At 63.8% G+C, this 23375-nt stretch carries 25 protein-coding genes; 8 read left to right on the top strand and 17 right to left on the bottom strand.

Going from position 1 to position 23375, the window contains the following annotated elements:
* Positions 1 to 14 precede the first annotated feature (14 nt).
* The gene (locus VN934_07895) at positions 15 to 1784 is read left to right on the top strand and encodes a PQQ-binding-like beta-propeller repeat protein (GenBank protein ID HXM18724.1); all 1770 of its coding nucleotides are present in this window, start codon (positions 15 to 17) and stop codon (positions 1782 to 1784) included.
* Here VN934_07895 and dnaB read toward each other — a convergent pair.
* The 6 genes from dnaB to alr form a co-directional block, all read right to left on the bottom strand.
* A complete protein-coding gene (dnaB, locus tag VN934_07890; GenBank protein ID HXM18723.1) occupies positions 1781 to 3127 on the bottom strand; it encodes a replicative DNA helicase in 1347 nt (448 codons plus the stop codon). The genes VN934_07895 and dnaB overlap by 4 nt on opposite strands.
* 137 nt (positions 3128 to 3264) lie before the next feature.
* The gene (rplI, locus tag VN934_07885; protein ID HXM18722.1) at positions 3265 to 3714 is read right to left on the bottom strand and encodes a 50S ribosomal protein L9; all 450 of its coding nucleotides are present in this window, start codon (positions 3712 to 3714) and stop codon (positions 3265 to 3267) included.
* Between the two features lie 5 nt (positions 3715 to 3719).
* On the bottom strand, positions 3720 to 3983 hold the full coding sequence (gene rpsR / locus VN934_07880; GenBank protein HXM18721.1) for a 30S ribosomal protein S18: 264 nt from the start codon (positions 3981 to 3983) through the stop codon (positions 3720 to 3722).
* 2 nt (positions 3984 to 3985) lie between these two features.
* Positions 3986 to 4426 (bottom strand): single-stranded DNA-binding protein, encoded by a 441-nt coding sequence (locus VN934_07875; GenBank protein ID HXM18720.1) that lies wholly within the window; start codon positions 4424 to 4426, stop codon positions 3986 to 3988.
* A 52-nt stretch (positions 4427 to 4478) separates the two neighbouring features.
* Entirely contained in the window at positions 4479 to 4760 is a 282-nt protein-coding gene (rpsF, locus tag VN934_07870; GenBank protein ID HXM18719.1) for a 30S ribosomal protein S6, read from the bottom strand.
* Between the two features lie 140 nt (positions 4761 to 4900).
* The gene (gene alr / locus VN934_07865) at positions 4901 to 5977 is read right to left on the bottom strand and encodes an alanine racemase (protein HXM18718.1); all 1077 of its coding nucleotides are present in this window, start codon (positions 5975 to 5977) and stop codon (positions 4901 to 4903) included.
* A gap of 45 nt (positions 5978 to 6022) precedes the next feature.
* Between alr and soxC the strand changes: the two genes are divergently transcribed.
* Complete coding sequence (gene soxC, locus VN934_07860; protein ID HXM18717.1) at positions 6023 to 7183, top strand: sulfite dehydrogenase; 1161 nt, start codon at positions 6023 to 6025, stop codon at positions 7181 to 7183.
* Entirely contained in the window at positions 7180 to 7716 is a 537-nt protein-coding gene (locus VN934_07855) for a cytochrome c (protein ID HXM18716.1), read from the top strand. The genes soxC and VN934_07855 overlap by 4 nt, the downstream gene beginning before the upstream one ends.
* Here the strand turns inward: VN934_07855 and VN934_07850 are convergent.
* The 4 genes from VN934_07850 to VN934_07835 form a co-directional block, all read right to left on the bottom strand.
* Complete coding sequence (locus VN934_07850) at positions 7713 to 8159, bottom strand: hypothetical protein (protein HXM18715.1); 447 nt, start codon at positions 8157 to 8159, stop codon at positions 7713 to 7715. The genes VN934_07855 and VN934_07850 overlap by 4 nt on opposite strands.
* Before the next feature lie 68 nt (positions 8160 to 8227).
* Positions 8228 to 8677 carry a D-aminoacyl-tRNA deacylase gene (gene dtd, locus VN934_07845; protein ID HXM18714.1) on the bottom strand — a complete coding sequence of 150 codons (450 nt, stop codon included), beginning with the start codon at positions 8675 to 8677 and terminating at the stop codon, positions 8228 to 8230.
* 13 nt (positions 8678 to 8690) lie between these two features.
* Positions 8691 to 10865: a bifunctional (p)ppGpp synthetase/guanosine-3',5'-bis(diphosphate) 3'-pyrophosphohydrolase gene (locus tag VN934_07840; GenBank protein HXM18713.1), complete on the bottom strand. Its 2175-nt coding sequence runs from the start codon at positions 10863 to 10865 to the stop codon at positions 8691 to 8693.
* A 51-nt stretch (positions 10866 to 10916) separates the two neighbouring features.
* Positions 10917 to 11438: an adenine phosphoribosyltransferase gene (locus VN934_07835; protein ID HXM18712.1), complete on the bottom strand. Its 522-nt coding sequence runs from the start codon at positions 11436 to 11438 to the stop codon at positions 10917 to 10919.
* Between the two features lie 93 nt (positions 11439 to 11531).
* On the opposite strand from VN934_07835, the gene VN934_07830 reads away from it, so the two are divergent.
* On the top strand, positions 11532 to 12617 hold the full coding sequence (locus tag VN934_07830; GenBank protein ID HXM18711.1) for a site-2 protease family protein: 1086 nt from the start codon (positions 11532 to 11534) through the stop codon (positions 12615 to 12617).
* 11 nt (positions 12618 to 12628) lie between these two features.
* Here the strand turns inward: VN934_07830 and VN934_07825 are convergent, their stop codons facing one another.
* Both VN934_07825 and VN934_07820 read right to left on the bottom strand, forming a co-directional pair.
* Complete coding sequence (locus VN934_07825) at positions 12629 to 13798, bottom strand: hypothetical protein (GenBank protein HXM18710.1); 1170 nt, start codon at positions 13796 to 13798, stop codon at positions 12629 to 12631.
* 4 nt (positions 13799 to 13802) lie between these two features.
* Positions 13803 to 14165 (bottom strand): cupredoxin domain-containing protein, encoded by a 363-nt coding sequence (locus VN934_07820; GenBank protein ID HXM18709.1) that lies wholly within the window; start codon positions 14163 to 14165, stop codon positions 13803 to 13805.
* 224 nt (positions 14166 to 14389) lie between these two features.
* On the opposite strand from VN934_07820, the gene VN934_07815 reads away from it, so the two are divergent.
* Both VN934_07815 and VN934_07810 read left to right on the top strand, forming a co-directional pair.
* Positions 14390 to 14857 carry a cytochrome c oxidase subunit II gene (locus tag VN934_07815; protein ID HXM18708.1) on the top strand — a complete coding sequence of 156 codons (468 nt, stop codon included), beginning with the start codon at positions 14390 to 14392 and terminating at the stop codon, positions 14855 to 14857.
* A 1-nt stretch (position 14858) separates the two neighbouring features.
* Positions 14859 to 16490 (top strand): cbb3-type cytochrome c oxidase subunit I, encoded by a 1632-nt coding sequence (locus VN934_07810; GenBank protein HXM18707.1) that lies wholly within the window; start codon positions 14859 to 14861, stop codon positions 16488 to 16490.
* Between the two features lie 38 nt (positions 16491 to 16528).
* Here the strand turns inward: VN934_07810 and VN934_07805 are convergent, their stop codons facing one another.
* Positions 16529 to 17071, bottom strand: a complete 543-nt coding sequence (locus VN934_07805; GenBank protein HXM18706.1) for a hypothetical protein — start codon at positions 17069 to 17071, stop codon at positions 16529 to 16531.
* Between the two features lie 217 nt (positions 17072 to 17288).
* Between VN934_07805 and VN934_07800 the strand changes: the two genes are divergently transcribed.
* Both VN934_07800 and VN934_07795 read left to right on the top strand, forming a co-directional pair.
* On the top strand, positions 17289 to 18557 hold the full coding sequence (locus tag VN934_07800) for a hypothetical protein (GenBank protein HXM18705.1): 1269 nt from the start codon (positions 17289 to 17291) through the stop codon (positions 18555 to 18557).
* A 21-nt stretch (positions 18558 to 18578) separates the two neighbouring features.
* A complete protein-coding gene (locus tag VN934_07795; GenBank protein HXM18704.1) occupies positions 18579 to 19199 on the top strand; it encodes a hypothetical protein in 621 nt (206 codons plus the stop codon).
* 181 nt (positions 19200 to 19380) lie between these two features.
* On the opposite strand, the gene VN934_07790 is transcribed toward VN934_07795, so the two are convergent.
* The 4 genes from VN934_07790 to secD are packed head-to-tail and all read right to left on the bottom strand — an operon-like array spanning position 19381 to position 23304.
* Complete coding sequence (locus VN934_07790; protein ID HXM18703.1) at positions 19381 to 19887, bottom strand: GNAT family N-acetyltransferase; 507 nt, start codon at positions 19885 to 19887, stop codon at positions 19381 to 19383.
* Positions 19888 to 19893: 6 nt separating this feature from the next.
* Positions 19894 to 20820 carry a cation diffusion facilitator family transporter gene (locus VN934_07785; GenBank protein ID HXM18702.1) on the bottom strand — a complete coding sequence of 309 codons (927 nt, stop codon included), beginning with the start codon at positions 20818 to 20820 and terminating at the stop codon, positions 19894 to 19896.
* Positions 20774 to 22015, bottom strand: coding sequence for a protein translocase subunit SecF (gene secF, locus VN934_07780; protein HXM18701.1), 1242 nt, complete (start codon positions 22013 to 22015; stop codon positions 20774 to 20776). The genes VN934_07785 and secF overlap by 47 nt, the downstream gene beginning before the upstream one ends.
* An 11-nt stretch (positions 22016 to 22026) precedes the next feature.
* Positions 22027 to 23304, bottom strand: coding sequence for a protein translocase subunit SecD (gene secD / locus VN934_07775; GenBank protein ID HXM18700.1), 1278 nt, complete (start codon positions 23302 to 23304; stop codon positions 22027 to 22029).
* Positions 23305 to 23375: the final 71 nt, after the last annotated feature.

The following is a 23375-nucleotide window of genomic DNA, read 5'->3' as shown; positions in this document are numbered from 1 at the left end:
AACGTTTGGTGTGGATGCGCTCACGTCCTAGATTGCTCGCGGGCTTTGCCTCGCTCGCCGTCGCTTTTTTTCTCATAATCCGCCCATTGCCGGCACCAGCCGCGGTCGGCGACGTCGCGTGGCCGACCTACGGCTTCGATTACGCCAACACGCGCCATGTATCGCGTACCGGCATCGATCCCAAGCACGTGCGCAGCTTGAGAATCGCCTGGGAATTTCGAGCAAGCGCGCGCGGCTCGATGGAGTCGTCGCCCATCGTCGTCGGCGAGATGCTGTATGTGACCACGGGCGATGACGACAGCACGTACGCGTTGGATGCCGCCAGCGGTGTGCCGCGCTGGGAGTACACGCCCCGATTGAGCGCCGTCGCGCAGTGCTGCGGCCGCGTCAACCGAGGAGTCGCGGTCGACGACCGGCACGTCTATCTCGCGACGCTTGACGCGCGGCTCATCGCGCTCGATCGCCGCACCGGAGAACTGCGTTGGGAGGTGCAGGTCGGGGATCCGCTGGCCGGCTACAGCGAGACCATGGCGCCGCTGGTATGGGGCGGGATGGTTTTCGTGGGCAGTTCGGGCGCCGAGTTCGGGGTACGCGGCTGTTTCACCGCGTATCGCGCTTCGGACGGCGCGCAGCTTTGGCGCTGGTGGTCGGTGGCACCCGACTGGGAAGGTTCGTACGTCGCGGCCGTCCATGGCGTGCCTCTGAACCGCGACGTGGCGCTCGAACGTGCCGCTGCGCCGGCGTTTCGCGAGGCGTGGCAGCATGGCGGCGGCACCGTGTGGATGACGCCGGCGCTCGACCCGAGGCGTGGCACGATCTACCTGTCCACGGGAAATCCATCGCCGAACTACAGCGGTCTCACACGGCCTGGGGACAACCTGTTTACGGATTCGATCGTGGCGCTGAACGCTCGCACCGGCGCGATGCGTTGGTATTATCAAGAGACGCCGCACGACGTCTGGGATTATGACGCCGGGAGCCCACCGTTTCTTTTGGATGTGCTCGATCGCAGCGGCCGGCGGGTGCCCGCCGTGGCTGAGGCCGGCAAAACAGGCTGGCTGTATGTGCTCAACCGCGATACCGGCGCGCTGATCCGCGTGTCGCAAAATTTTGTGCCCCAGCGCCATCTCTACAAGTCGCCGTACGCGCAATCCTCAATCATGGAGCCCGGCGCCCTGGGAGGCGCCATAGGACCGGTCTCCTACGACCCGGTCCTCTCGCGCGCGTTCGTCGCAGCGATCGACATGCCGAGCACGCACTCCCCGACCACACCGCAGCCGTGGCGCCCAGCGGTGCTGTGGCCCGCCGGCGACTCGGAGGAGCTGCGCTATGCGCTCTTCTCCGTCAGCGCACTGGATGTGAATACGGGCCGGATCGCGTGGCGACGCTACCTGTCGAGCGGCAAGGGCGGACCCTACTCCAAGAGCTTCATGGGCGGCTCACTGTCCGCCGGCGGAATCGTCTTCGTCCCCGATCCCAATGGCGTGCTGTACGCGTTTGATGCGCGCAGTGGAAGGCAACTGTGGCGGCAGGTCATCGCCGAAACGGACGAAGGCTGGGCGGCAAACCACCGAAGCGCCCGGCAATGGCTCCAAGACGCGTTCATGAGCGTCCATCACGCGCTCTTCGGCCAGCCGGAGCTGCCGAAGGTCAGCGCTCGCCTCGACGGCCCGCCGGTCCTGTATCGGCTGCGAGGACGCGAATACCTCGCGCTGTCCGCAGATGTGTACTCGCGCGACGGCTCGGATCACGATCTTCTCGTCGTGTTCGCGCTGCCGCGTTAGTATTCGGTGTGTTCTAGATCTAAGTCTGAGAACGCGGTGAACCGCTTGTCGAAGCGCAGTTTGATGGCACCCGTCGGACCATTGCGCTGTTTTGCGATGATGATCTCGGCGATGTTCTCGTTCTCCGGCGTCGGGTCGTTGTAATACTCATCGCGGTAGATGAACGCCACGACGTCCGCCTCCTGCTCGATGCCGCCCGATTCGCGCAGGTCCGAAAGCAGCGGGCGCTTGTCGTTGCGCGTCTCGGGTGAGCGGTTGAGCTGCGCGAGCGCGATGACCGGCACCTTCAGCTCTTTGGCGAGCGTCTTGAGGCCGCGGCAGATGTCGTCGATGATCTCCACGCGATTGTTCGCCTTGAGATTGCTCGACTGCAGCAATTGCAAGTAGTCGATGATGATGACATCGAGGCCGTACTTGGCGTGCAGCCGCCGCGCGCGCGAGCGCAGCTCGCTGACGCGCAGCGCCGCGGCATCGTCGACATGGATCGCAAGATCGGCCAACTCGCCCATCGCGGCCGATATCTTGCCCCAGTCATCATCTTTGATGCTGCCGGTGCGCAGCCGTTGTGCGTCGATGCGCGCCTCGGCGGAGAGCAACCGCTGCACCAACTGGTTGCTGCTCATCTCGAGCGAGAACACGGCGACGGACTTGCCGGCGCTCTTGGCGGCGTGCACCGCGATGTTCAAGGACAGCGACGTCTTGCCCATCGAGGGACGAGCGGCGATGATGATGAGTTCGCCCGGCTGGAAGCCGGCGGTGAATTCATCCAGCTTCCTAAAGCCTGAAGGAACGCCGGTGACCTGGCCCTGCTGATGATAGAGTTTGTTGATCTGCTCGAATGCCGGTTTGAGCAGATCCTTCACCATCGTGAACCCGCCAGAGTGGCGATGGCCGATCTGGAAGATCATCTGCTCGCATTGATCGAGCGTCTGTTCCACGTTGTCGCTGGGCTCGAAGCCCATGCCGGTGATGCGCCCGCCGGCCAATATCAGCGAGCGCAGGATCGCCTTTTCCGCGACCACCTTCGCGTAGTACTCTGCGGACGCGGTCGTCGGGACGGCGTTCAACAGTTGCGTCAAGAACTCGAGGCCGCCGACGTCGTCCAGCAGCTTGCGGCGGCGCAGCTCTTCTGCCACCGACACCTTATCGACCGGCTCGCCGCGATCGTACAACGCGTTGATGATATCGAAAAGCGTGCCGTGATGCGGGGCATAGAAATCGGCCTTGCCGACGATCTCGGAGACGACCGGCACCAATTCCCGGTCCACCATGAGCGAACCGAGCACCGCTTGCTCTGCATCGAGGTTCTGCGGAGGAAGTCGATCGATGGAAAGGAGCGCCATAATATTTTTGATATTCTCGCGCCCGTGCGGCGCGCCTCTAGCGGAAAGAAGCGACTCTCGGCCGCTTCTACTATATCTTGTGGTTATTCGCGCAATTCACAACAATCATTCGCGCAATTCGCATAATTCACAACCCATCAAGCTTCCGGCTCCACCGTCACCGTGACCCGCGCGATCACGCCCTGCGTCAGCTTGACCTCGCAGGTGTGCTGGCCGGCGGTCTTGATCGGCTCGTCGAGATCGATGATGTGGCGATCCAGCGAGACGCCGAACGCCGCCTCGATCGCCTCGGCGATCTGGGCGTTGGTGACCGCTCCGAACAGCTTGCCGCTCTCGCCGCCTTTGGCTTTGATGACGACGGGCCGGCTTTCCAGCTTGGCGGCGACTTCGCGCGCGTCCGCGAGCGTCTTCTCGTCGCGTTTTGTCTGCGAGGCCTTGCGTGACGCCGCTTGGGCGAGGTTGCCCTTGGTGGCTTCTTCCGCCAGGCCGTGCGGGAGCAGGTAGTTGCGGCCGTAGCCGGCGGCCACGTCGGCGACGGTCCCCGCCTTGCCGACGCCCTTGACGTCTTGCTTGAGGATGATCTTCACCCTCGTCACTCCGCCGCGAAGGAGATGAGCGCCATGACGCGGGCGCGCTTGATGGCCGTGGTGAGCGCGCGTTGATGCTTCGCGCAGGTCCCGGAGATGCGCCGCGGCACGATCTTGCCGCGCTCCGAGACGAATTTCCGGATCCGCATCATATCTTTATAGTCGATGTTCGTGACCTTGTCGACGCAGAACGAGCAGACTTTGCGCTTCGGCTTGCGATCGAGCCCCTCGCGCTTCTTGGGCTTTAGCCTTTTTGGTCTTGGCGGCATGATTAGAACGGAACCTCTTCTTCTGCTTCCGCGTCGTACTTGTATTCAGGCAGAGCGCTGCCTGGGGCGGCGGCGGGCTTTTGCTGCGAACCCGCGTCCGCGCTTGCGCCTCCGGGTCTCGCGTCGAGCATCTGGAAATCGTCGGCTTGGACCTCGACCGCCGTTCGACGATTGTTCTCTTTGTCGGTGTACTCGCGGATGTGGCAGCGACCGGAGATCAGCACCAGCCGGCCCTTCTGCAGGAACTCGGCGGCGCGCTCACCGCGCTCGCGCCAGACGCTGACGCCGAAGAAATCGGTCTGCTTTTCTCCGCCGTCGCGGCCGCGCGTGCGGTCGACGGCGATGCGAAACGACGCCACAGGAACGCCTTGCTGCGTTTGACGCAGCTCCGGATCGGCGACCAGCCGTCCGACCAGGACGATGTGATTATATGAACCGGCCACGGTATTGCTCCTACTCCGGGGCTAAAGCCCCGGCACTACATACAAATCAGATTTAGGGTTTGACCAGCAGCGCGCGCAATACGTCATCGTGCAGGCGGAGTTGGCGGACGACCTCTTTGGCCGCATCCGCCGCTCCTGAGAACCTCATCGACACGTAGTAGCCTTCGCGCTGGCGCTTGATCTCGTAGGCCAGCCGTCTCTTGCCCATCTGCTCGACGGCGATCGACTCGGCGCCGTTGTTCTTAGCGACGTCGGAGAAATGCGTCGACACCTCGACGACCTTCGGTTCTTCGAGGCCCGGGCTCAAGATATAGGTTATCTCATACTGCGGCACTATAACGTGCGCTGCCTCCCTATGGGCTGGCGGCTTGCCCTGACGCGCGTTTTGAACGCACCGGGCGAGCAGGAAGGATACTTGCTTCTCTTTTGTAGCCACGGAGCTTCAGCTCCGTGCCGGCAAGCCCGCGTATCATATCACACGTTCGGGCGGACTGACAAGGCCGCGAGCGACGTGATCAGCTGATGCGGGATCGTGCCGGCGCGCTGCGCGACCTCGTCAAGGCGTACGCCGTCCATGTCCCCTACGACGATCGCCTCGTCTCCGGCGTTCACGGCCACGCCGAATGGGACTTTGAGCATGGTGAAATTCATGCCGATGGCGCCGACGATGTTGCATCGCTCTCCGCCCAGGATCGCCAACCCGCCGACCGACAGCGCTCTTGGCAGCCCGTCGGCGTAGCCGAGCCGCAATGTCGCAATCGCCTCGCCCGCTTGGGCGACAGCCGTACCCCCGTAACCCAATGCGGTGGGACGGTCAAAGCGTTTCACATACATGACCGGCGCTCGCAACGTCAGCGCGGTTTTCAGCGCTAACTGCGGATGGGTGCGGCCAAGAGACGAACCATACAGGCCGACGCCGATGCGCACCGCAGCGCCGCCCGCCCCCCACAACGCGGGTCCGGTGCTGGCGAGGTGCGTGATCGGAACTTTCAGGCCGGATACCCGCAACGCAGAAACGGCGGCATCGAATGCGGATTCTTGCGCCGGCATGGAGTCTTGGCCTGCGATGTGCGTCCACGCGCCCTCCCACGTCACGCCCTTCAAGCCTTGCACGCCCGAAGCGAACTGTGCGATTTTTGCCGCTGGTACGCCGCTCCAGCCGGTGCCGGTCTCGATCGCGACATGCGCGAGGGCCGGCTTTCCGCGGGTGTCACCGATGCGCGACAACTCGTGCGCGCCCCGTTCATCCTCGATCGTCGCGACGACGTTCAGCCGAGCGGCGGTCTCGAGTTCTTCGAGCGGCGTCGCCCACACGTGCACGATAGGCGCGGAGATGCCGGCGTCGCAAAGGCGTACCGCTTCCTGCATATCCACGACGCACAAGCGATGAGCGCCGGCCTCGAGGCAAGCACGCGCCACCGGAATAAGCCCGAGACCATAGGCGTTCGATTTGACGACCGCCCAAAGTTCGCGCTCGGCTAGATAGCTGAGCCAGGCTCGGACGTTGTGTCGTACCGCGTCCAGCTTCAGCTCGAGCTGCGGCCCCCTCATGCGTCATCGCAGGTTCGGCGTCCGAGCGCCGAAAACATGGCCTGCATGAGGCGTACGTCGTTCCTCCAGCGAGCGTTTGCCATGCTGGCAGGCACGAACGTCATTCCGGGCTGGATGCGGGAGCCGGGCGGCACGGTGCCCGCGTACGGCTCGCCTTCTTCATTCGAGAGCGCGGTAGCCCGCTCGCCCGCTGACGCGCGGAACATCGCGCTGTCGCCGCTCGCCGCCCAACGCGGCATCATAACGGCGAGCGGCCTCTGCTTCGTGCGCTGCCACGCCGGAATTCCGGCCATCGATCCATCCCAGCACCGTCTGCTCATCCATGGTCTGGTCAAAAGCCCGCTGGTGCTCACGATGGGCGACCTCGCGCGTTTGCCTGCGGTCGCGCGCATCCACTTTTTGGAGTGTTCGGGCAACACCGGGTCCGAATGGCGCGGCCCGGCGGCCGAAACCGTCCAGCAGTCTCACGGGTTAGCCAGCTGTTGTGAGTGGACCGGCGTCCGGCTGCGCGACCTCCTCGAGCTGGTCGGCGTGAGCCCCAGCGCACGCTGGTTTCTCGCGGAAGGCGCCGACGCCGCGGCGTTCGACCGCTCAATCCCGATCGCAAAGGCCTATGACGACGCGCTTCTCGCATATGGACAAAACGGGGAGATGCTGCGGCCGGAACAAGGCTATCCGCTGCGCCTGATCGTGCCCGGCTACGAGGGCAGCGCGAACGTCAAATGGCTTCGGCGCATCAAGTTGCTCGCGCAGCCCGTGTATTCGCGCGAGGAGACGGCGCGCTATACCGACCTCATGCCGAACGGCAGCGCGCGCGCTTTCACGCTGATCATGGAAGCTAAGTCGGTCATCGTAAGCCCGTCGGGAGGTCAGCACGTGAGTTCCGGGCGCAATCAGGTGGTTGGCTTCGCATGGAGCGGCCGCGGCAAGATCGCGCACGTCGACGTCTCCCTCGACGGCGGGTCGAGCTGGCGTCGAGCGGCGCTCGACACGCCCGTGCTTCCTAAAGCATTTTCGCGCTTTACCGTGGCCTTTGACTGGAACGGCCAGGATATGGCGTTGCTGAGCCGTGCCACGGACGAAACCGGATACGTCCAACCAACCCTTGCCCAACTCGTTCGCGTGCGAGGCGTCAACTCAGGCTACCACAACAATGCGATCCATGGCTGGCGCGTCTCCACCACCGGCGCGGTCAGCAGATTATGAGGCGCGCCGCGCTGGTCTTGTTGTGGGCAGGGGTGTTCGCCATCGCAATGGTTTGGATCGCGTGCACGCACACGAGCTCGGCGGCGCAAATCGGCCAGGTCCCCAGCGCCGACGAGATCGACGCGTGGAACATCGACGTCTCGCCTAACGGCGACGGGCTACCCGCGGGCTCAGGCACTGCTTCAGCTGGCGAAGGCATTTTCGCCGCGAAGTGCGCGGCCTGTCACGGCACTGCCGGCAACACCGATCTCGCGGGAGGCATCGGTTCGCTGCGAGGCCCAAATCCGGTGCGAAGCGTGGGCAACTATTGGCCCTACGCGACGACGCTCTTCGACTATATCCGGCGGGCCATGCCGGCCGACAAGCCGCAGACGCTTAGCGCCGGCGAGATCTATTCGCTCAGCGCGTATGTCTTATGGATGAACGGCATCGTGTCGAGGGACCAGGTCTTGGATCGCTCTTCGCTGCCCCGCGTCGCGATGCCGAACCGCAAAGGGTTTCTCGAGCATGACCCGCGGCCGGATGTGCCCTAAGTCGAGAACGATCCCACCGAAGCCGGCGTGCACGAGTTGCCATTTTGAACCAACTCGACGTTCCAGGTGCGTCCAGCGGTCATCGGAGAGATCGACGATTGGTAGTAGAAGTCCGACGCGTACGGATGAGGCCCCGAAGGGTCGGGCACGAGGTTGAGCGTTCCGCTGGTCATCTGATTGTTGAAATTGTCGACCAGCGTGAATTGCCACTGGGCGTACGTGCTGTAGAGCGTGTTGCTATTGCCGTTTGCGACGATCGTGATCTGGCCGATGTTCGACGACACGCCGCCTTGATTCGGGGCCGGGTTCGCAAGCTGCACCTGCGTCCCCGGATTGCAGGCCAACAGACCTCCGAAGATCCCGCCGGGGAGGCCGACGCCGGTGCAGCTCGTCGAAGCGAGCAAGCATACTCCGGCCGCGACGAGCGACGCTATTCTCTTCATGTATCATATCGTATCGCCGCAACCTTACGCGCGCCTGGGAAAGAGCTTACGAGCGCCTGGGAAACGCCCTAGAACTGTTTCTTGCTGTCCAATAGGATCGTGACTGGGCCTTCATTGACCAAGCTCACGCGCATTTGCGCGCCGAAGGTGCCGGTCTCCACCTTCACGCCTTCGCGGCGCATCAGCGCGACCACGCGTTCGAATAACGGCTGAGCGGTTTCTCCGGGCGCGGCGTCGACAAATGAAGGCCTGCGGCCTTTGCGCACGTCACCGTGCAGCGTGAACTGCGAGACCGCAAGCACCGCGCCGCCCACCTCGGCGAGCGAAAGGTTCATCGCGCCCGCGTCATCGTTGAAAATGCGCAGGCCGGCGATCTTGGAAGCGATCGTCGCCGCGTCTTCTTCGGTATCATCCCGCCCCACACCGATGAGCGCCAGGAACCCGCGCTCGATGCTGCCGACCGCGGCGCCGTCAACTTCGACGCTTGCGCTGCTGACGCGCTGGACGACCGCACGCAATGTCGTGCTGGTTCTAGCGGTCGCCGGCGTGCGCTTCGCGCTTGGTCACGCGGTAAGCAGAGCGCACCTCGCGCACGCGCCCGATCTTGCGAAGCAACTGGCTCAAGTGGTCGAGATCGCGGATCTCGAGGCTGCAGGAGATCGTCGCGGTGCCGTCTTTTTTGGTGCGCGCGGTGACCGACGTCGCGTTGGTCTTGTGCTCGGACAAGACGCCCATGATGTCCTGGAGCAAGCCCGGCCGGTCGCTGGCCTCCACCTCGACGTCAACCAGGTGCGCATCGGTCGGCGAGACGTCCCAAGCGACTTCGATCAGCCGATCGGGCTGAGAGCCGAGTTGGGCGGCGTTCGGGCACTCGACGCGGTGCACCGAAACGCCCTTGCCCTGCGTGATGAAGCCGAGGATCGCGTCGCCGGGCACCGGACGGCAGCAGCGCGCGAAGCTGACGAGCACGTCGCCGATGCCGCGCACTTTGACGCCCGAGGTCGCGCGCCGTGTCGGTTTGCGTACGCCGACCGTCTGCCGGTCGATCGGCAACGGCACGATCTTCTGGCGCTTGGCTTCTTCGCGCGCCCGCGCGATGATTGAGCCCATGGACGCGTCGCCGAAGCCGATCGCGGCGTACATGTCATCCAAGCTCCCGTAGTTGAGCCGCGCCGCGCAGGCGCTCAAGAATTGCGCGCTTGCGATTTGTGAAAGCTGATTGCGCGTGAGTTCGCGGTCGAGGGTCTCGCGGCCGGAAGCGATGTTCTCGTCACGCCGATTCTTACGGAACCATTGCTTGATCTTATGCTTGGCGCTTGACGTCTTGCAGACCGAAAGCCAATCCAGCGACGGGCCCGGGCTGCTCTTGCTGACGAGCGCCTCGCAGATGTCGCCGTTTTGCAAGGCGTATTCGAGCTGTACGATGCGGCCGTTGACCTTCGCTCCGACGCAGCGGTGTCCGACGCCGGTGTGCACGTGATACGCGAAGTCGATCGGCGTGGCGCCGGCCGGGAAGCCCATGACGTCGCCCTTGGGCGTGAACACGAACACTTGGCTGGCGAACAAGTCCACCTTGAGGCGCTCGATGAACTCGCGGCTGTCGTGCATCTCTTCTTGCCACTCAAGCAACGAGCGCAGCCACGAGAGCTTCTCGTCGAAGTCGTCCGGACGTCCGCCTTCCTTATACCTCCAGTGCGCGGCGATGCCGTACTCGCTGGAGCGGTGCATGTCCCACGTACGGATCTGGATCTCGATCGGGTCGCCGCCGGGACCGATGACCGTGGTATGGATCGATTGGTAGCCGTTGGTCTTCGGCATCGCGATATAGTCTTTGAAGCGTCCGGGCAGCGGCGTCCAGATGCTGTGCACCACGCCGACGGCGCCGTAACAGTCCTTGACCGAATCCACGATGATGCGGATGGCCGTGAGGTCGTAGATCTCCGAAAATTCCTTGCCGGATTGGAGCTTCTGGTAGATGGAGTAGAAATGTTTGGGCCGACCGGACACATCCGCCTTGAGGGTCATGGTGTCGAAGCGGCTGCGCACGTCGGCGATGACGTTCTTGACCGAACGCTCGCGGTCGGCGCGCCGCTTGGCCACGCGATCGGCGATATCTTGGTACGCGGTGGGATCGAGATACCTAAGACTCAGGTCCTCAAGATCCCACTTCATCCGATAGATGCCGAGGCGGTGGGCGAGCGGCGCGTAGATCTCCAGCGTCTCCTCCGCGATCGTCTTCTGCTTGGCCGGCGTGAGGCTGCCGAGCGTTCGCAAGTTGTGAAGCCGGTCGGCGAGCTTGATGATGATGACGCGGATGTCGCGCGCCATCGCCAAGAACATCTTGCGAAGGTTCTCGACTTTGACGTCTTCTTTCGTCTGATACGGGATCTTGGTCAGCTTGGTGAGCGCATCGACCAGGCCCGCGATCTCCATGCCAAAGCGCTTCTCGATCTCTTCGAGCGGAACGGTCGTGTCTTCGACGACGTCGTGGAGCAGGCTCGCGGCGATCGACGCCGGGTCCATCTCGTAGTCGGCGAGGATCGAAGCGACGGCCAGCGGGTGGGTGATGAAACTGTCGCCGCTGGCGCGCGTCTGGCTGCCGTGCGCGGCTTCGGCAAAGGCGTAAACGCCCTCGAGCCAGCTCTCGTCCAGGCCGGGGTAATACTTCTTTACTTGCTGCGTCAGCTCGCGGATTGTGCTCGCCATGGGATGCTTCTATTGTACTTATGGGCGGCGCGGGACGCAAGCGGGGGGCTGCTAGTAGCGGATGAAGCTCTTGACGTCCACGCCCTTGAGCTTATCCCGCCCGTGCAGGGCGGTGAGCTCGATCAGGAACGCAAAACCGACGATCGTGGCGCCCAATTTTTCGACCATCTGGCGCACCGCCGAGGCGGTCCCCCCGGTCGCCAACAGATCGTCGATGACGAGTACGCGCTGGCCTTTGGTCAGCGCATCGTTGTGCATCTCGAGCGTGTTCGTGCCGTACTCCAGGGCGTAGTCCACGCTGATCTTCTCGTACGGCAGTTTGCCCGGCTTGCGCACGGGCACGAACCCCGCGCCGAGGCGATACGCAACCGGGGCGCCGAGCATGTAGCCGCGCGCCTCGATGGCCACGACGAAGTCGACCTTCTTGTCGCGATATTCATCGGTGAGAAGATCGATCACGCCTTTGAAGCCTTGCGCATCTTGCAGCACCGGCGTGATGTCGCGGAAGAGAATGCCGGGGATCGGGAAATCCGGAATGGATCGGATGCGCGCCTCAAGATCGGCGACGTTCATGCTGCGGCAGGTTCGGGGCACGCGGCGGAAATCATTTCGCCGCTTCGCGACGATGCAGGAGGCTCTTGGCGACTGCGACCGTAACGTTCTCGCATGCGGGTCGCGCGGCTTTTCGGAATCGACATCTATGTAGATGTCAGTTGGCTTTTTATTTTCGCGCTCGTCGCTTGGTCATTGAGCGCGGACATGGGACCGCTGCATCCCGCCAACTTGCCGCCCGCCGAGCGCATCGCGCTCGGGGTGGGGACCGCGCTGCTCTTCTTCGCCAGCGTGCTGGTGCACGAACTTGCGCACTCGGTCCTCGCCCGCGCGCGTGGTTTGGAGGTGTCGCGGATTACGCTGTTCATCTTCGGTGGCGTTTCAGCGTTGGGCAGTGAATTCGACAGCGCCTCGGGCGAGGGTTGGATCGCCTTGGTCGGCCCGCTGGCGAGCATTGCGATCGCGCTGGTCTTCTTCGTGCTCGCGCAGCTGCTCGGCGTGCAGACCTCACTCGGGGTTGCCGCCGGCTACCTCGCCTATGCGAACACCATTCTCGGCATCTTCAATCTGCTGCCGGCGTATCCGCTGGACGGCGGCAAGGTGCTCCACTCGTTGATCTGGCGAAAAACCGGCAGCCGCTTGCGTGCGACGCGCATCGCCGCCGGCATCGGCCGCAGCATCGCGATCCTTTTGATCGCGTTCGGTCTGCTCGAAACATTCGTGATCGGGCTGATCGGTGGTTTGTGGATGGCGCTCATCGGTTGGTTTCTGTTCCAGGCGGGATCGGCCGAAGCGTATCAAACGGAATTGGCTTCGAGTTTGCGCGGGCGTACCGCACTCGATGTCGCCACAGCGCCGCCTCCGGCGCTTCCAGCCGACACGCCGATGCAGACCGCCCTCGAACTGCTGCTCAAGACCGGGCAGCGGGCTACTGCCGTCGCAGACGGAGCGCGTCTGCTTGGCATCGTCACGCTCACGGATCTAGCCCGTTCGAACGCCCAGGCGCCGCTTTCGGCGGTGATGACGCCGATGGCGAAAGTGAAGAGCGCCGCCCCTGAAACCGATGCGCTCGACACGCTGAAGCTGCTCGCCGAAACGGGCTTCCATCAGATCCCGGTTGTGGACGGCACCGGCGCGCTGCGCGGGTTCGTCACGCGCGAGGGGCTGCTGCAGCGCGTAGCGCTAGCACCAGGGGCGTAAACGCGAGAGCGCTAGTGCAGCCGGCCGATCGTGAAGACGTACCAGGCTTGCGCTTTCCATCCGGGCGTTGAGTTCGCAGCCAGCACGGCTTCGGCGTTGAGGATGAGCGCGTTGGTGAACTTCGGGCTTACATGCCTGAACGCGATGATCGAGAAATCGACGTTGCCGGTGTGCCCGATCGTCCCCATGCCGTCGTCCGTGAGTTCGTTGCGCGCCGATACGACTGCGGCCGCGTGGAAAACGGTGAACGGCTCGAAGATCTCCTCGGTCAGGCCGTGGCTCGACGCTGCGGGCGCTCCCGCCGCGGGATTGTTGTCGTAGTTGTGCTGATAGATGAGGATAGCACCGGGCAGGTTGTGCGTCGAGTCGAGTTGCACCCATCCCGCGGTCGAATTGTAACGGTCGAGCGTGCCGTCCGAGATCGTGAACACGCCGCTGCCACCATAGAGCCCGACCTCGACCGGCCTGTCGGGACGCGCGTACACCGCTCGCCATTGGAGCGTCTTGTCGGTGTCTAGGGTACCCCACTTGGTGGCGGTGTCGAGGTTGCCGCTCGGGCCTAAGTAGGCGAGCGATCCCGTGAACCAGCTCTTGACGTAATCGAACTTGGCGCCCCAGCGATTGTTGGCCAGCGGATATGCGTGCTCGCCGACCGTCATCCCCGGCGTTGCGAAGCCTGACAAATCGAAGAACTGACTGTAGAACGACGGCGCCGGCGCTTCGAGCTTGCCGACGGTCAGGTGACCGTCACGGTGGAACAGCTTGTTGTAGGTCAGCCACAGCGTGTCCGTGCCGCCCGGTTGATCGGACTGCCAGACCCATTGGTGGAAGTGGAAGGTGAAGTCGGTGCCGATGAAGCCGGCGCCGTGCAGCGCGAAGTTGCCAAACTGCACCTTGTGCGGCAAGTTTGCATCCATCGTATCGTAGAACGCCGTTTCTCCGAGCCAGATCGGGATCGCCCGGTGGATCGTGGCAGCGTCCAGCGACGAGTAGTTGCTGCGCTGGACGTAGCGGCCGTAGGCATTGAGCGCCGGCGCGACCGAGTGGCAGACCTCGCAGTTCATGTCGTAGGTCTGCGCGAAATTAGGCATGGCTTGCGAGGGCCGCATGGATTCCGCGATTGACGCCACGACGAGAATCGCGGCGACTACGAGAATCGTGAGGCGGACCTGCCCGTTCATTTTGCTATTTCACCACGATCGTGATGACCATATCCCCATGGCCTGGACCACACGGAATGGCGCAGTGGATCTTGTACGTCCCGGGGGTCTTGGGCGTGAAGGTGACGTCGACGAACTTGCCCGGCGCGATGGCGGTCTTCGGGATGCCGAGCTCGTCGGATTGGATGCCGTGCACCCCGGACGTCGCCGTCACGTGCAGGGTCACGGGCTGACCTGCTTCGACCGTGATGGTGTTGGGCGTGAACTTCCAGTTGGCGGCCGATATGTCGATCGGCGGGTGCGCCGCTGCGGGCGCGCTGGCGCCCATTATGAAGCCGATGGCGGCAAGGAAGAGAGTGCCGCAGAATAAAGCGCGTTGGATAAACATTGCGAGGACCTCCGTGACCCTATTATCTCACTTCTTGGGGTGGCGGATTGAGAAGGAGCGGTGAAGACTGCTACAAAAAGCGCAGCCAGATCGGCAAGGAATAACTTGTGAATCAAAAGGATCCTCTCCTTCCAGCCACGCGGACGTTCATTACGTTCTTGGGCGTGGCGTTTGTCATCGGCTGGCTGCTGTTGTTCTGGCTCGCTCGCAGCAGGTTCTAGCCGATGCACATCCACCGGCTCGAGCGCATCTGGATCGGCCTTAGCATCGGCACGCTGGTGGTTTTCTTGGGCCTCCTCAGTGCCGCCGCCATCAGCCAGGGACTCATCCCGCCTTCGCACCTGCAGCCGATCGACCCGACCAAGGTCTCCAGCACGCCGCCGTTCGACAATCCGAGCCTGCGCAAGCTGCCGGACGGCTCGTACGAAGCGTACATCATCGCCCGGATCTTCTCGTTCACCCCCTCGACTATGAAAGTGCCGCGCGGCGCGAAGGTGACATTCTATAGCACGAGCCCGGACGTCGTCCATGGATTCTTCATCGCGAATACGGATGTGAACATGCTGGTGGTCCCCGGTTGGGTTAGCACCGCTTCGCACACGTTTGACCAGCCCGGCACCTATCTGCTGATGTGCAACGAGTATTGCGGCTCGGGTCATCACTACATGTACGGCACGATCGAGGTTCACTAGGATGGCGGCGGCGTCTCAGATCGAGCGCGAAAACCGGCTTGGGCTCGCGCACATCTACACCGCGACCGCGGCGCTCGCGCTGGGCGCGGTTTTTGGCTTGCTGCAGGGCTGGTCGAGAGCGCACTGGTTCGCGGCGCCCCACGCGTTCGACTACTATCGCATGCTCACGATGCACGGGGTGCTGATGGCGCTCGTCTTCACCACGTTCTTCATCGCCGGGCTTGCGACGATCGCGGTGTATCGGACGATGCCGCGCCAGCGCTCGCTTTTCTTAGGCTGGACCGGGTTCTGGGTGATGCTGGCCGGCACGGTGGCCGTGGCGGCGATGATCCTGAGCGGCAACGCGACGGTGTTGTACACCTTCTATGCGCCGCTCAAGGCGCACCCGCTCTTCTACATCGGCGCAACCGTGCTCGTCATCGGCACTTGGATCGTGCTTGCCGACATCGTCGAGAACGCCGTCTGGTTCAAGCGCAACAATCCGACACAGAAGCTGCCGCTGCCGGCTCACGCCGCGGTCTGCACCTTCGTCATGTGGTTCATCGCGACGATGGGCGTGGCCGCTGAGATGCTGGTGTACCTCATCCCGTGGTCGCTTGGCTGGAGACCGACCGTCGACGTCATGATGACGCGCATGCTGTTCTGGTACTTCGGCCACCCGCTCGTGTACTTCTGGATCATGGGCGCGTATCTGATCTGGTACAACCTCGTGCCGACCCGCTACGGCGGCACGGTCTTCAGCGATGCCATCACCCGGGTCGTGTTCATCATGCTCATCCTGTTGTCGACGCCCGTCGGCTTGCACCACGAATTCGTTGAACCGGCGATCTCGGCCGGCTGGAAATGGGTGCACACGATGACCACCTACGGCGTCGTGGTGCCATCCGTCATCACCGCGTTCGCGATCTTCGCGTCGTTCGAAATCGCCGCGCGTCGCCGCGGCCAGAGCGGCTTCATCGGCGTGATCCGCTCGCTGCCCTGGAGCGACCCGGTGTTCGCCGGGCCCGCCTTCGGCATGCTGCTGTTCATTCTCGGTGGTTTCGGCGGCCTCGTGAATGCATCGTACGCCATGGACGCGATGGTGCACAACACCATGTGGATCGTCGGGCACTTCCACGTGACCGTGGGCGGCCCGGTGGCGCTGACGTTTGTCGGCGCGGCGTACTATTTCGTGCCCAAGCTCACCGGACGCAAGCTGTGGGCTCCCAAGCTCGCGTTGGCGCAGGAGTGGGCGTGGTTCGTGGGCATGCTCGTGATGTCGATCAGCATGCATATCGGTGGCCTGCTCGGCTCGCCGCGCCGAACGGACGACGTCTCCTACCTGGGCGCGACCGCTGCCAACGCGTGGGCGCCGGAGATGACGTGGGCGGCCGTTGGCGGCACCATCCTATTCTTGAGCATCATTCTGTTCACCATCGTCGCCGTCGGCACACGTTTCGCCAACGAAAAGGGCGATACCGACATCAAATTCGCCGACGTCGATCCGCAAGCAGTCGCGACGCCGGTGATCCTTGACCGGGTGGGCATGTGGGGGGCGATCGCGTTCGCCCTAGCCCTGATAGCCTACATCGGCCCGGTCATGGAGCTCATCGGCTTGCACGGCTATGGCGCGCGCGGCATGAGGACCTGGTAGCGGCGTGCGGCCAAAACCTTTTCGGCCGCAACGTCACACTAGTCCGGCGATTCGGACGGCTCCGGTGTGGCCGGCGTCTCCGAAGGCTCCGGCGACTCGGGTGCCTCCGATGGCTCTCCCGACTCTGCCGGCTCCGGCGTTTCGGACGGCTCCGGCGAGGCCGGCGTCTCCGAAGGTTCCGGTGACTCCGTGTTTTCGGTGACGTTTTCGTCGACGACGACTTCATCGCCAGCATCGTCCTGAAGTTTTACGACGGCCGTGCCGGCTGACAGCGGCATCACGGAAAACGTGTTGGATGACATCGCAGCGACCGCAATCGACCCGTTGTTACCGCTGGCCGAGACGTGCGTCGCCGGGGCTGTCATGGTCGCGGTGAGCGTCGAGCCCAGAGCGAACCCGGACGGCGTCAATCCCTGGCACGACACGTTCACCGAAAGCCGGCCAGAGGCCCACGTCTTGCTGGTGCAGCTCAACTTGAGCGTCGCGCTCGGCCTGCTCACGATTGCGCCACCGCCGCTGCATCCGGCGATAACCGCGCCGGTCGTCAACAGCGCGAAGGCTGAACGAAACGAAATAGTCATATTGGTTCCCCCAAGGACACGCGCGGAGCGTGGCACGCGTTCTTCGGGTTGCGTTCGCGGACGAACCTGCCGTGCGCCGGTTGACCAGCCTCACACTTACCATGTGCGCAATGCGGAAACCTGAAAAATCGGAAGGGCGCGACGCCTTCCTGGACTAGACCTGTGCTCGTGCGGAGGGGATAGTGGGCGCACCGTCCTTCCGGGAGGTTCACAGTCCGTGGAAACGATCGCAACTACGTCCGCTCCGCTTCATCCCGTTGTCTTCGGCGTCTATCGCGACGGCGACAACAACCTCGACGCCGTTCAAGAGCGCAACGTGACGGACTTCATCCAGGCCACGGGTGCGAACGCTGCGCTCAAAGTGGTCGCCGAAGACACGACGTCGCTGGCCCGAAAGCCGTTCACGAGCAGCGACCTTCGCACCGAATCTTCGATCATCCAGGGCGGCGCGCAGCACGTGGTCAAAGTCGAGCCCGCGCTCGATATGTCCAGCCGCGCGACGCTCGCGGCCTTTGTCTCGCGAACGCTCGAAGAGCGCGCCGCCGACCCGAAATTCCGAAACGCCGACGTTTGGCTCGACCTGGTGGACCACGGTGCCGGTGACGGCGGTGGGCTGCAAGCCGACTCCGCCGGCGGCAACTGCATGACGATGGAGGACATCGCCGGCGCCATCGCAGACGGCAGGGCGCGGTTTCAAAAAGCGCACCCCGGCGGGAATGCCACGATCACGGGCGTGCTCGCCAACCAATGTTTGATGGCGACTTTGGGCTTCGCCGACGCGCTCTCGCGCAACGGCGTTCGTTTCCTCGCGGCAAGTCCGGAAACGATGTTGGCGCCAGGCGCACCGTCCGCCAAGATCGCTGACGCGCTCACTCACGGCGGCGATTGGGCCGCTAACGTCGTGCAATCGACGATGCAGGCGCGCTACGGGGCAGACGGCTATCATCCCGCGGCGGCGTTCGACGTGTTCGATCTGGATCCGGCGAAGATGCGTGCCGTTCGCTCGAGCGTGCGCGGCTTCAACGATTCGGTCGTCCGTCTGCGCCAATCCGACGCCGCGGGCGACCTGGTGCATGACGTCCGCAGCGATATTCGCGGCGTGCCCGGGATGGCTCGGTTCGATCATACGGCGGACATGATCTATCATTCCGATCGTCCTGCCGAGGCGGTCTACGATCGAATCGCGGCGGACGACCGGCTGCCGGCGTATGTCCGCAACTCAGCCGCGAGCGCCTCGCAGGCAGCGCGCGCACTCGTTCTAGCGCATGAAGAATACGGTATGTTCCTCCCGTTTCATGCGTCGTACGCGGATGCGGCGGGGCCAACCGAGCACTTGCCCCTCAATCGGACCCAGTACGATCCCTGGGCCGGGAACGGCATCACCGAAACCCACAACGGATTCTTCGACGCGGTCCACGGACCTGAATTCGCCCGCGCCATCGGTGCCTACAACGCGCGCGATGACGCCGCCGGTGCCGTCATGTAAGCCTTGCGGCGGTATCTTGCGGTGAGATATAATGAAGCGGGCGCTTCCAGCAAGACTCCGGGGGACCCACTCGTGCGCTTCACCTCAACGCTCCTCGCTCTTACACTTCTCACCTTCTTACCGGCTCCTGCGCGCACGGCGAACAGCGTGCCCGCGTTGCCGGTGCCGGACGGCGCCGCGGTCATCCTCAATACAGGCTCCGCCGAACTTTCCGGCTATCGCATCGTCATCGCGCCGACCGGCAAGGCTGAATCGATCGACGGCGCGGGCCGCAGCAAAGGGCAAGTACGTCAGGATCTAGCGGATGCTCTTTTTCGTGACTTAACGGCCGCGGGCGCGCTATCCAAACTCGATGCCGCCGCCTGTGCCGCTGCTGCGACCACGCCGAAGACCGTTTTGACTTGGCACGGCGAACAATCGCCTGACTTGACCTGCGCAAGTTCCGGCAGCGCGCTGCTCAACGACGTGCAGGCGATCGCGCGCGCTCTCTACGTCTCCACCTATCGCAGCAAACCGATGTCCGTCTTCGTGCCGCAAGGCTCGGTTGGAGGCGGATCGCAAGAAGTGGTGCCCGTCGCAACGGCCGCCCCCGCGCCGCCGCCGGCGAGCGGTGGTTACGGCGGCTACGGCGGCCACATGTAAACGGAAGGATCTGTAGCCACGGACCGATCTCTCATGTAGCCACGGACCTTTAGGTCCGTGCCCGAGCGACGCCCTAGCGTCACGCTGTGGGCTTCGTCTCCTGTACGGCACGAGCAAAGCCGCTGCGGCGAGCGCACGGACCTAAAGCTCCGTGGCTACGTAAGAAGTTGGCTACTTCAGGTTAGACGGGCTCGCGGCGGATGCCGAACAGCGTTCGGCGTAAACGCTCGACGACGCGCGCACCGCAAGCGCGCTCGTAATACTCGACCGGCCCGACAGCGGGGATGAGGGCTTGGGCGAAACCCAGGTCGCGCAGCGACGCGAGGGCGCGACGCGCGAGCACCCTTCCGATTCCTTTGCCACGAAGCCGCTGGTCGACGCCCATCGGTCCGAAAAGACCGACCTCTCGCTTGTCGAGCCATCCGCGCAACCACCACCAGCGGTATTTCCGCTGCTCGTACGTCGCGAATCCAACCGTCGAGCCTGCGCGATCTTTGGCGAACCAGTTCCAGCCGGCAGCGGCCTCCTTGGGCCACCGGCCATCAAACGTGCGCTCGATCCAGCGGTGTTCTTCCTCGCTCGTTCCGTTGGCGTGCGCCAGCGTAAGACCCGCAGCCGCGAGGAGCTCTTCTTCCCCGGGCGTCGCGAGCGGAGCGGTCCGGAGGTCGACGAGCATGTTGACCAGCAAGCGGCGCTATTCTTCCGGCTCGAGGTGGATCAGCACGTGTGAGCGCGGCAAGACCCTTTTGATGTCGGCTACGATGAGATCCGAGGTGTCGTGCGCCACTTTGAGCGGCGTGCCACCGGGCATCTGCAAATGGAAATCGATGAACTCGCCCGCGCCCGAGCGGCGCGTGCGCAATTTGTGATAGCTCGCGAACGTCTCCCGGTGGCCCTCGATGATGTCGCGAATGCGATCCTCCTGCTCCGGCGGCAGGCGCTGATCCGTGAGGTCGCCCAGCGCATGGGTGGTGAGATCGTACGCGGACTTGACGATGATGCCGGCCACGACGAGCGAGACGATCGGGTCCAAAATGCTCAGACCCGTGAAGCGGATAGCGAGCAAGGAGAATCCCACGCCGGCCGCGGTCCACACGTCTACGCGCAGGTCGGTGGCCTGCGCGTGCAGCGCGGGCGACTGCTCGCGATGCGCCACCCTATCCAGACGCATGGACACGAGCACGTTGACGACGGCGGAGAACAGCATCACGCCGATGCCGAGATCGAGGTGCGCGAGGCTCGCCCCATGACGAAGCCGCGAGAGCGCCTCCACCACGATGATCGCCGCGATGCCCACGATGAACAGCGCCTGCAGGGCCGCACCGAGGTTCTCAAATTTTCCATGGCCGTAGTGGTGATCGTGGTCCGCCGGCTGCGTCGCCACGCGCACCGAGAAGGATTGCACGATGGTCGTGAACAGATCAGAGCCCGAGTGCACGGCCTCCGAGAGGACGCTCACGGACCCGGAGATCCACCATACCGCAAGCTTGAGCACCACGAGCAGGCTGTTGGAGAACAGCGGCAAGCGAAGCGCGCGCAGGCGCGCGCCACCCGTGCGCGCCAGCGCCTGAGCGCTATTTTTCGTCTGCGTCTGCGGCTGGTTCGGAGGCGAGGTCGTCATCGTTCCCATCAGTCAACACGCCGACCGCTCCCGGCTCACCGGTTCCAGGCGCCGCTTCATCCGGACGCCTTCTGCGGTAGCGCGGCGGCGGAGCGGCGGTCCGCTTCTGCTTGGGTTGGATCTTGCGCATCGGCTGCACGCCCGCCTGACTGCCCGTAGCCGGCGACGTGCTCGTCTGTTCTCTGGCCACAACAGCGGCTCGATCGGTCGCGCGCTTGCGCGCCTCGAAGTTCTTCCACATGACCAACAGCGGGCTGGCGATGAAGATGGAAGAGTATGCGCCGCTGGTCACGCCGACCAGCAGTGCGAAGGCGAAATTCTTGAGCGTATCGCCGCCGAAGATCAGCAGCGCGACGAGCACGATAATCACGGTGGCAAGCGTGTTCACCGAGCGCGTCATGGTCTGCAGCAACGATGTGTTGACCATCTGGTCGTAGGGCACGTCGGGCATGATGCGCGTGTTCTCGCGGATGCGGTCGAAGATGACGATCGAGTCCATCACCGAATAGCCGATGACGGTCAAGAGCGCAGCGAGGAACGCGTCATCCGCCTTGCGATTGGCGATCGCGTAGATGCCGACCATCACGAACACGTCGTGGATCAGCGCGATGTCGGCGATGATCCCATAGCGCAGCTGGTTGCCGAAGCGGAATGCGATGTACAGCAGCTGCAGCACGAGCGCGATGATCAGCGCCCACAGCGACCTCGACAGGTATTCCTTGGAAAGAGAAGCGCCGACCGACGTGATCTGGCTTTGCCCGCGATCGACCTTGAGTCCGGCCCGATCGAGTGCGTCGAACACCGGACCGGGATCGGGGATCGACGTCTGCACCGAGACGATCGCTCGGTCGTTGGGCGCGCTGTCGCCGGTCTTGAACGCGAGCTGGACGCTCTCTTCGCCGCGTTGCATCGGCGCCAGGGCTTCGCGCAGCTGCTTGTCACCTGCGACTTGCGCGGCGGTGGCCCCGGCCTTGTCGACGACCGCCACGCTGACGAGCGCCTGGCGCACCGCGGCCTCGCTCACGCTCTGGTTGAACTTGATGTCGATGTTCGAACCGCCCGTGAACGACAGCCCGAGCGGCAAGCCGTGATGCACGAACAGCGCGATGATGCCGGCGGCGATCACCGCGAGCGAACCGGCGAACCAGAAGTTGCGCTGGCCGATGATGTTCCACTTGAGGTTGCGGAAGAACATAATCGCCGCCCCTATGCGCCGTACGCGGCGGGCGACACCGCGATGTCGTTATCCACGACCACGTCGGCGAAGGCGCGCGTGATCGTCACCGCGGTGAGCAGCGAGAAGACCGTTCCCACGAGCAGCGTGACCGCGAAGCCCTTCACCGTGCCCGTTCCAAGCCAGGCGAGGACGGCCGCGCCGACGATGGTCGTGACGTGCGAGTCGAAGACCGTAGCGAACGCCCGCCTAAAACCAACGCTGACCGCCGCGCGCGTCGTCCTGCCCGCCCACAGCTCTTCTTTGAGCCGCTCGAAGATCAGCACGTTGGCGTCCACAGCCATGCCGATCGAGAGCACGAAGCCGGCGACTCCCGGGAGCGTCAGCACGACGCCGATGCCGGTCACATAGGCCAGCATCAGGAAGCAATACACGACCAGCGCGACGTCGGCCAGGAAGCCCGGCACGCGGTAGAACGCCAGCATGAACAGCAGTACGATGCCCAGGCCGGCCAGCGACGCGATGAGCGATTTCTCCAGGTCGATGCGTCCCAGCGTCGGACCGACGTTCTCGGTCTCGATGATGGTGAGCGGCACTTTGAGCGCGCCGGCGTTCAATTCGGTTGAGAGCGTGATCGCGTCGTCTTGCGTGAAGTTGCCGGTGATCTGCCCTTGCGCGCCGATGGCCGACTGGATGATGGGCCCGGAGACGAATTTCTTGTCGAGGAAGATCGGCAGCGGTTTGCCGACGTTCTTGCTCGTCCACTCGTAGAATTTCTTGGCGCCGGGGCCGTCAAGGGTGAAATCCACCACGTAGCCGTTGCCGGCCTGATTGGGACCGACGGTCGCGCTCTTCATGTCGGTGCCCGTGATGATCGGCGGTCCCGAATCCTTGTACGCCTGTTCGGCCGCGTACTTCTTGTCGTTGTACGCGCGGGTGTTCTGCTCGGCTGAGAGCGGCCGCATCTCGAGCACCGCCGCCTCGCGGATTAGGCGGATCGCTTCTTCGGTCTTCTGCAAGCCCGGCATCTCGATGTTGATGCGATCCGGCGGGATCTTCTGAAACGTGATTTCGCTCGTGCCCAGCGTGTTGAGCCGATTTTGGAGCACGCTTTGCTCTTCATCTAAGATGTCGGACGTGATCTTCGGCACCACGTCGTTGGGCTGAAGTTGGACCAGCGTCCGCAGCCCGCCCTGGAGGTCCAGACCCAGCTTGACCTTCTGCTTTATCGGCGTGAATGTGTAGTAGCAGCCGACGCACAGCAGCAGGATGACCGCGATCTTGATGGGGTGCTTCCAGCGGAACCACATGTTCTACAAAAGGACCTTTCGGGACGTATGAAAACGGCCCGGACGGGATTCGCCGCCGGCCCTCGCAACCC

Source organism: Candidatus Tumulicola sp. (genome assembly GCA_035601835.1).
GTDB lineage: Bacteria > Vulcanimicrobiota > Vulcanimicrobiia > Eremiobacterales > Eremiobacteraceae > DATNNM01.
Note: the sequence above shows the minus strand (reverse complement) of the source record. Positions and strands in the feature narration are given on the sequence as shown.

Excerpts from the sequence above, each read along its gene's own strand:
- VN934_07815 (HXM18708.1), top strand. The coding sequence starts at position 14,390 with ATGCACATCCACCGGCTCGAGCGCATCTGGATCGGCCTTAGCATCGGC.
- secF (HXM18701.1), bottom strand. The coding sequence starts at position 22,015 with ATGTTCTTCCGCAACCTCAAGTGGAACATCATCGGCCAGCGCAACTTC.
- alr (HXM18718.1), bottom strand. The coding sequence starts at position 5,977 with ATGAGGGGGCCGCAGCTCGAGCTGAAGCTGGACGCGGTACGACACAAC.
- rpsR (HXM18721.1), bottom strand. The coding sequence starts at position 3,983 with ATGCCGCCAAGACCAAAAAGGCTAAAGCCCAAGAAGCGCGAGGGGCTC.
- dnaB (HXM18723.1), bottom strand. The coding sequence starts at position 3,127 with ATGGCGCTCCTTTCCATCGATCGACTTCCTCCGCAGAACCTCGATGCA.
- VN934_07850 (HXM18715.1), bottom strand. The coding sequence starts at position 8,159 with ATGAAGAGAATAGCGTCGCTCGTCGCGGCCGGAGTATGCTTGCTCGCT.
- VN934_07805 (HXM18706.1), bottom strand. The coding sequence starts at position 17,071 with ATGACTATTTCGTTTCGTTCAGCCTTCGCGCTGTTGACGACCGGCGCG.
- soxC (HXM18717.1), top strand. The coding sequence starts at position 6,023 with ATGAGGCGTACGTCGTTCCTCCAGCGAGCGTTTGCCATGCTGGCAGGC.
- VN934_07855 (HXM18716.1), top strand. The coding sequence starts at position 7,180 with ATGAGGCGCGCCGCGCTGGTCTTGTTGTGGGCAGGGGTGTTCGCCATC.
- VN934_07895 (HXM18724.1), top strand. The coding sequence starts at position 15 with ATGCGCTCACGTCCTAGATTGCTCGCGGGCTTTGCCTCGCTCGCCGTC.
- VN934_07785 (HXM18702.1), bottom strand. The coding sequence starts at position 20,820 with ATGACGACCTCGCCTCCGAACCAGCCGCAGACGCAGACGAAAAATAGC.
- VN934_07810 (HXM18707.1), top strand. The coding sequence starts at position 14,859 with ATGGCGGCGGCGTCTCAGATCGAGCGCGAAAACCGGCTTGGGCTCGCG.
- secD (HXM18700.1), bottom strand. The coding sequence starts at position 23,304 with ATGTGGTTCCGCTGGAAGCACCCCATCAAGATCGCGGTCATCCTGCTG.
- VN934_07830 (HXM18711.1), top strand. The coding sequence starts at position 11,532 with ATGCGGGTCGCGCGGCTTTTCGGAATCGACATCTATGTAGATGTCAGT.
- VN934_07825 (HXM18710.1), bottom strand. The coding sequence starts at position 13,798 with ATGAACGGGCAGGTCCGCCTCACGATTCTCGTAGTCGCCGCGATTCTC.
- VN934_07820 (HXM18709.1), bottom strand. The coding sequence starts at position 14,165 with ATGTTTATCCAACGCGCTTTATTCTGCGGCACTCTCTTCCTTGCCGCC.
- VN934_07840 (HXM18713.1), bottom strand. The coding sequence starts at position 10,865 with ATGGCGAGCACAATCCGCGAGCTGACGCAGCAAGTAAAGAAGTATTAC.
- VN934_07835 (HXM18712.1), bottom strand. The coding sequence starts at position 11,438 with ATGAACGTCGCCGATCTTGAGGCGCGCATCCGATCCATTCCGGATTTC.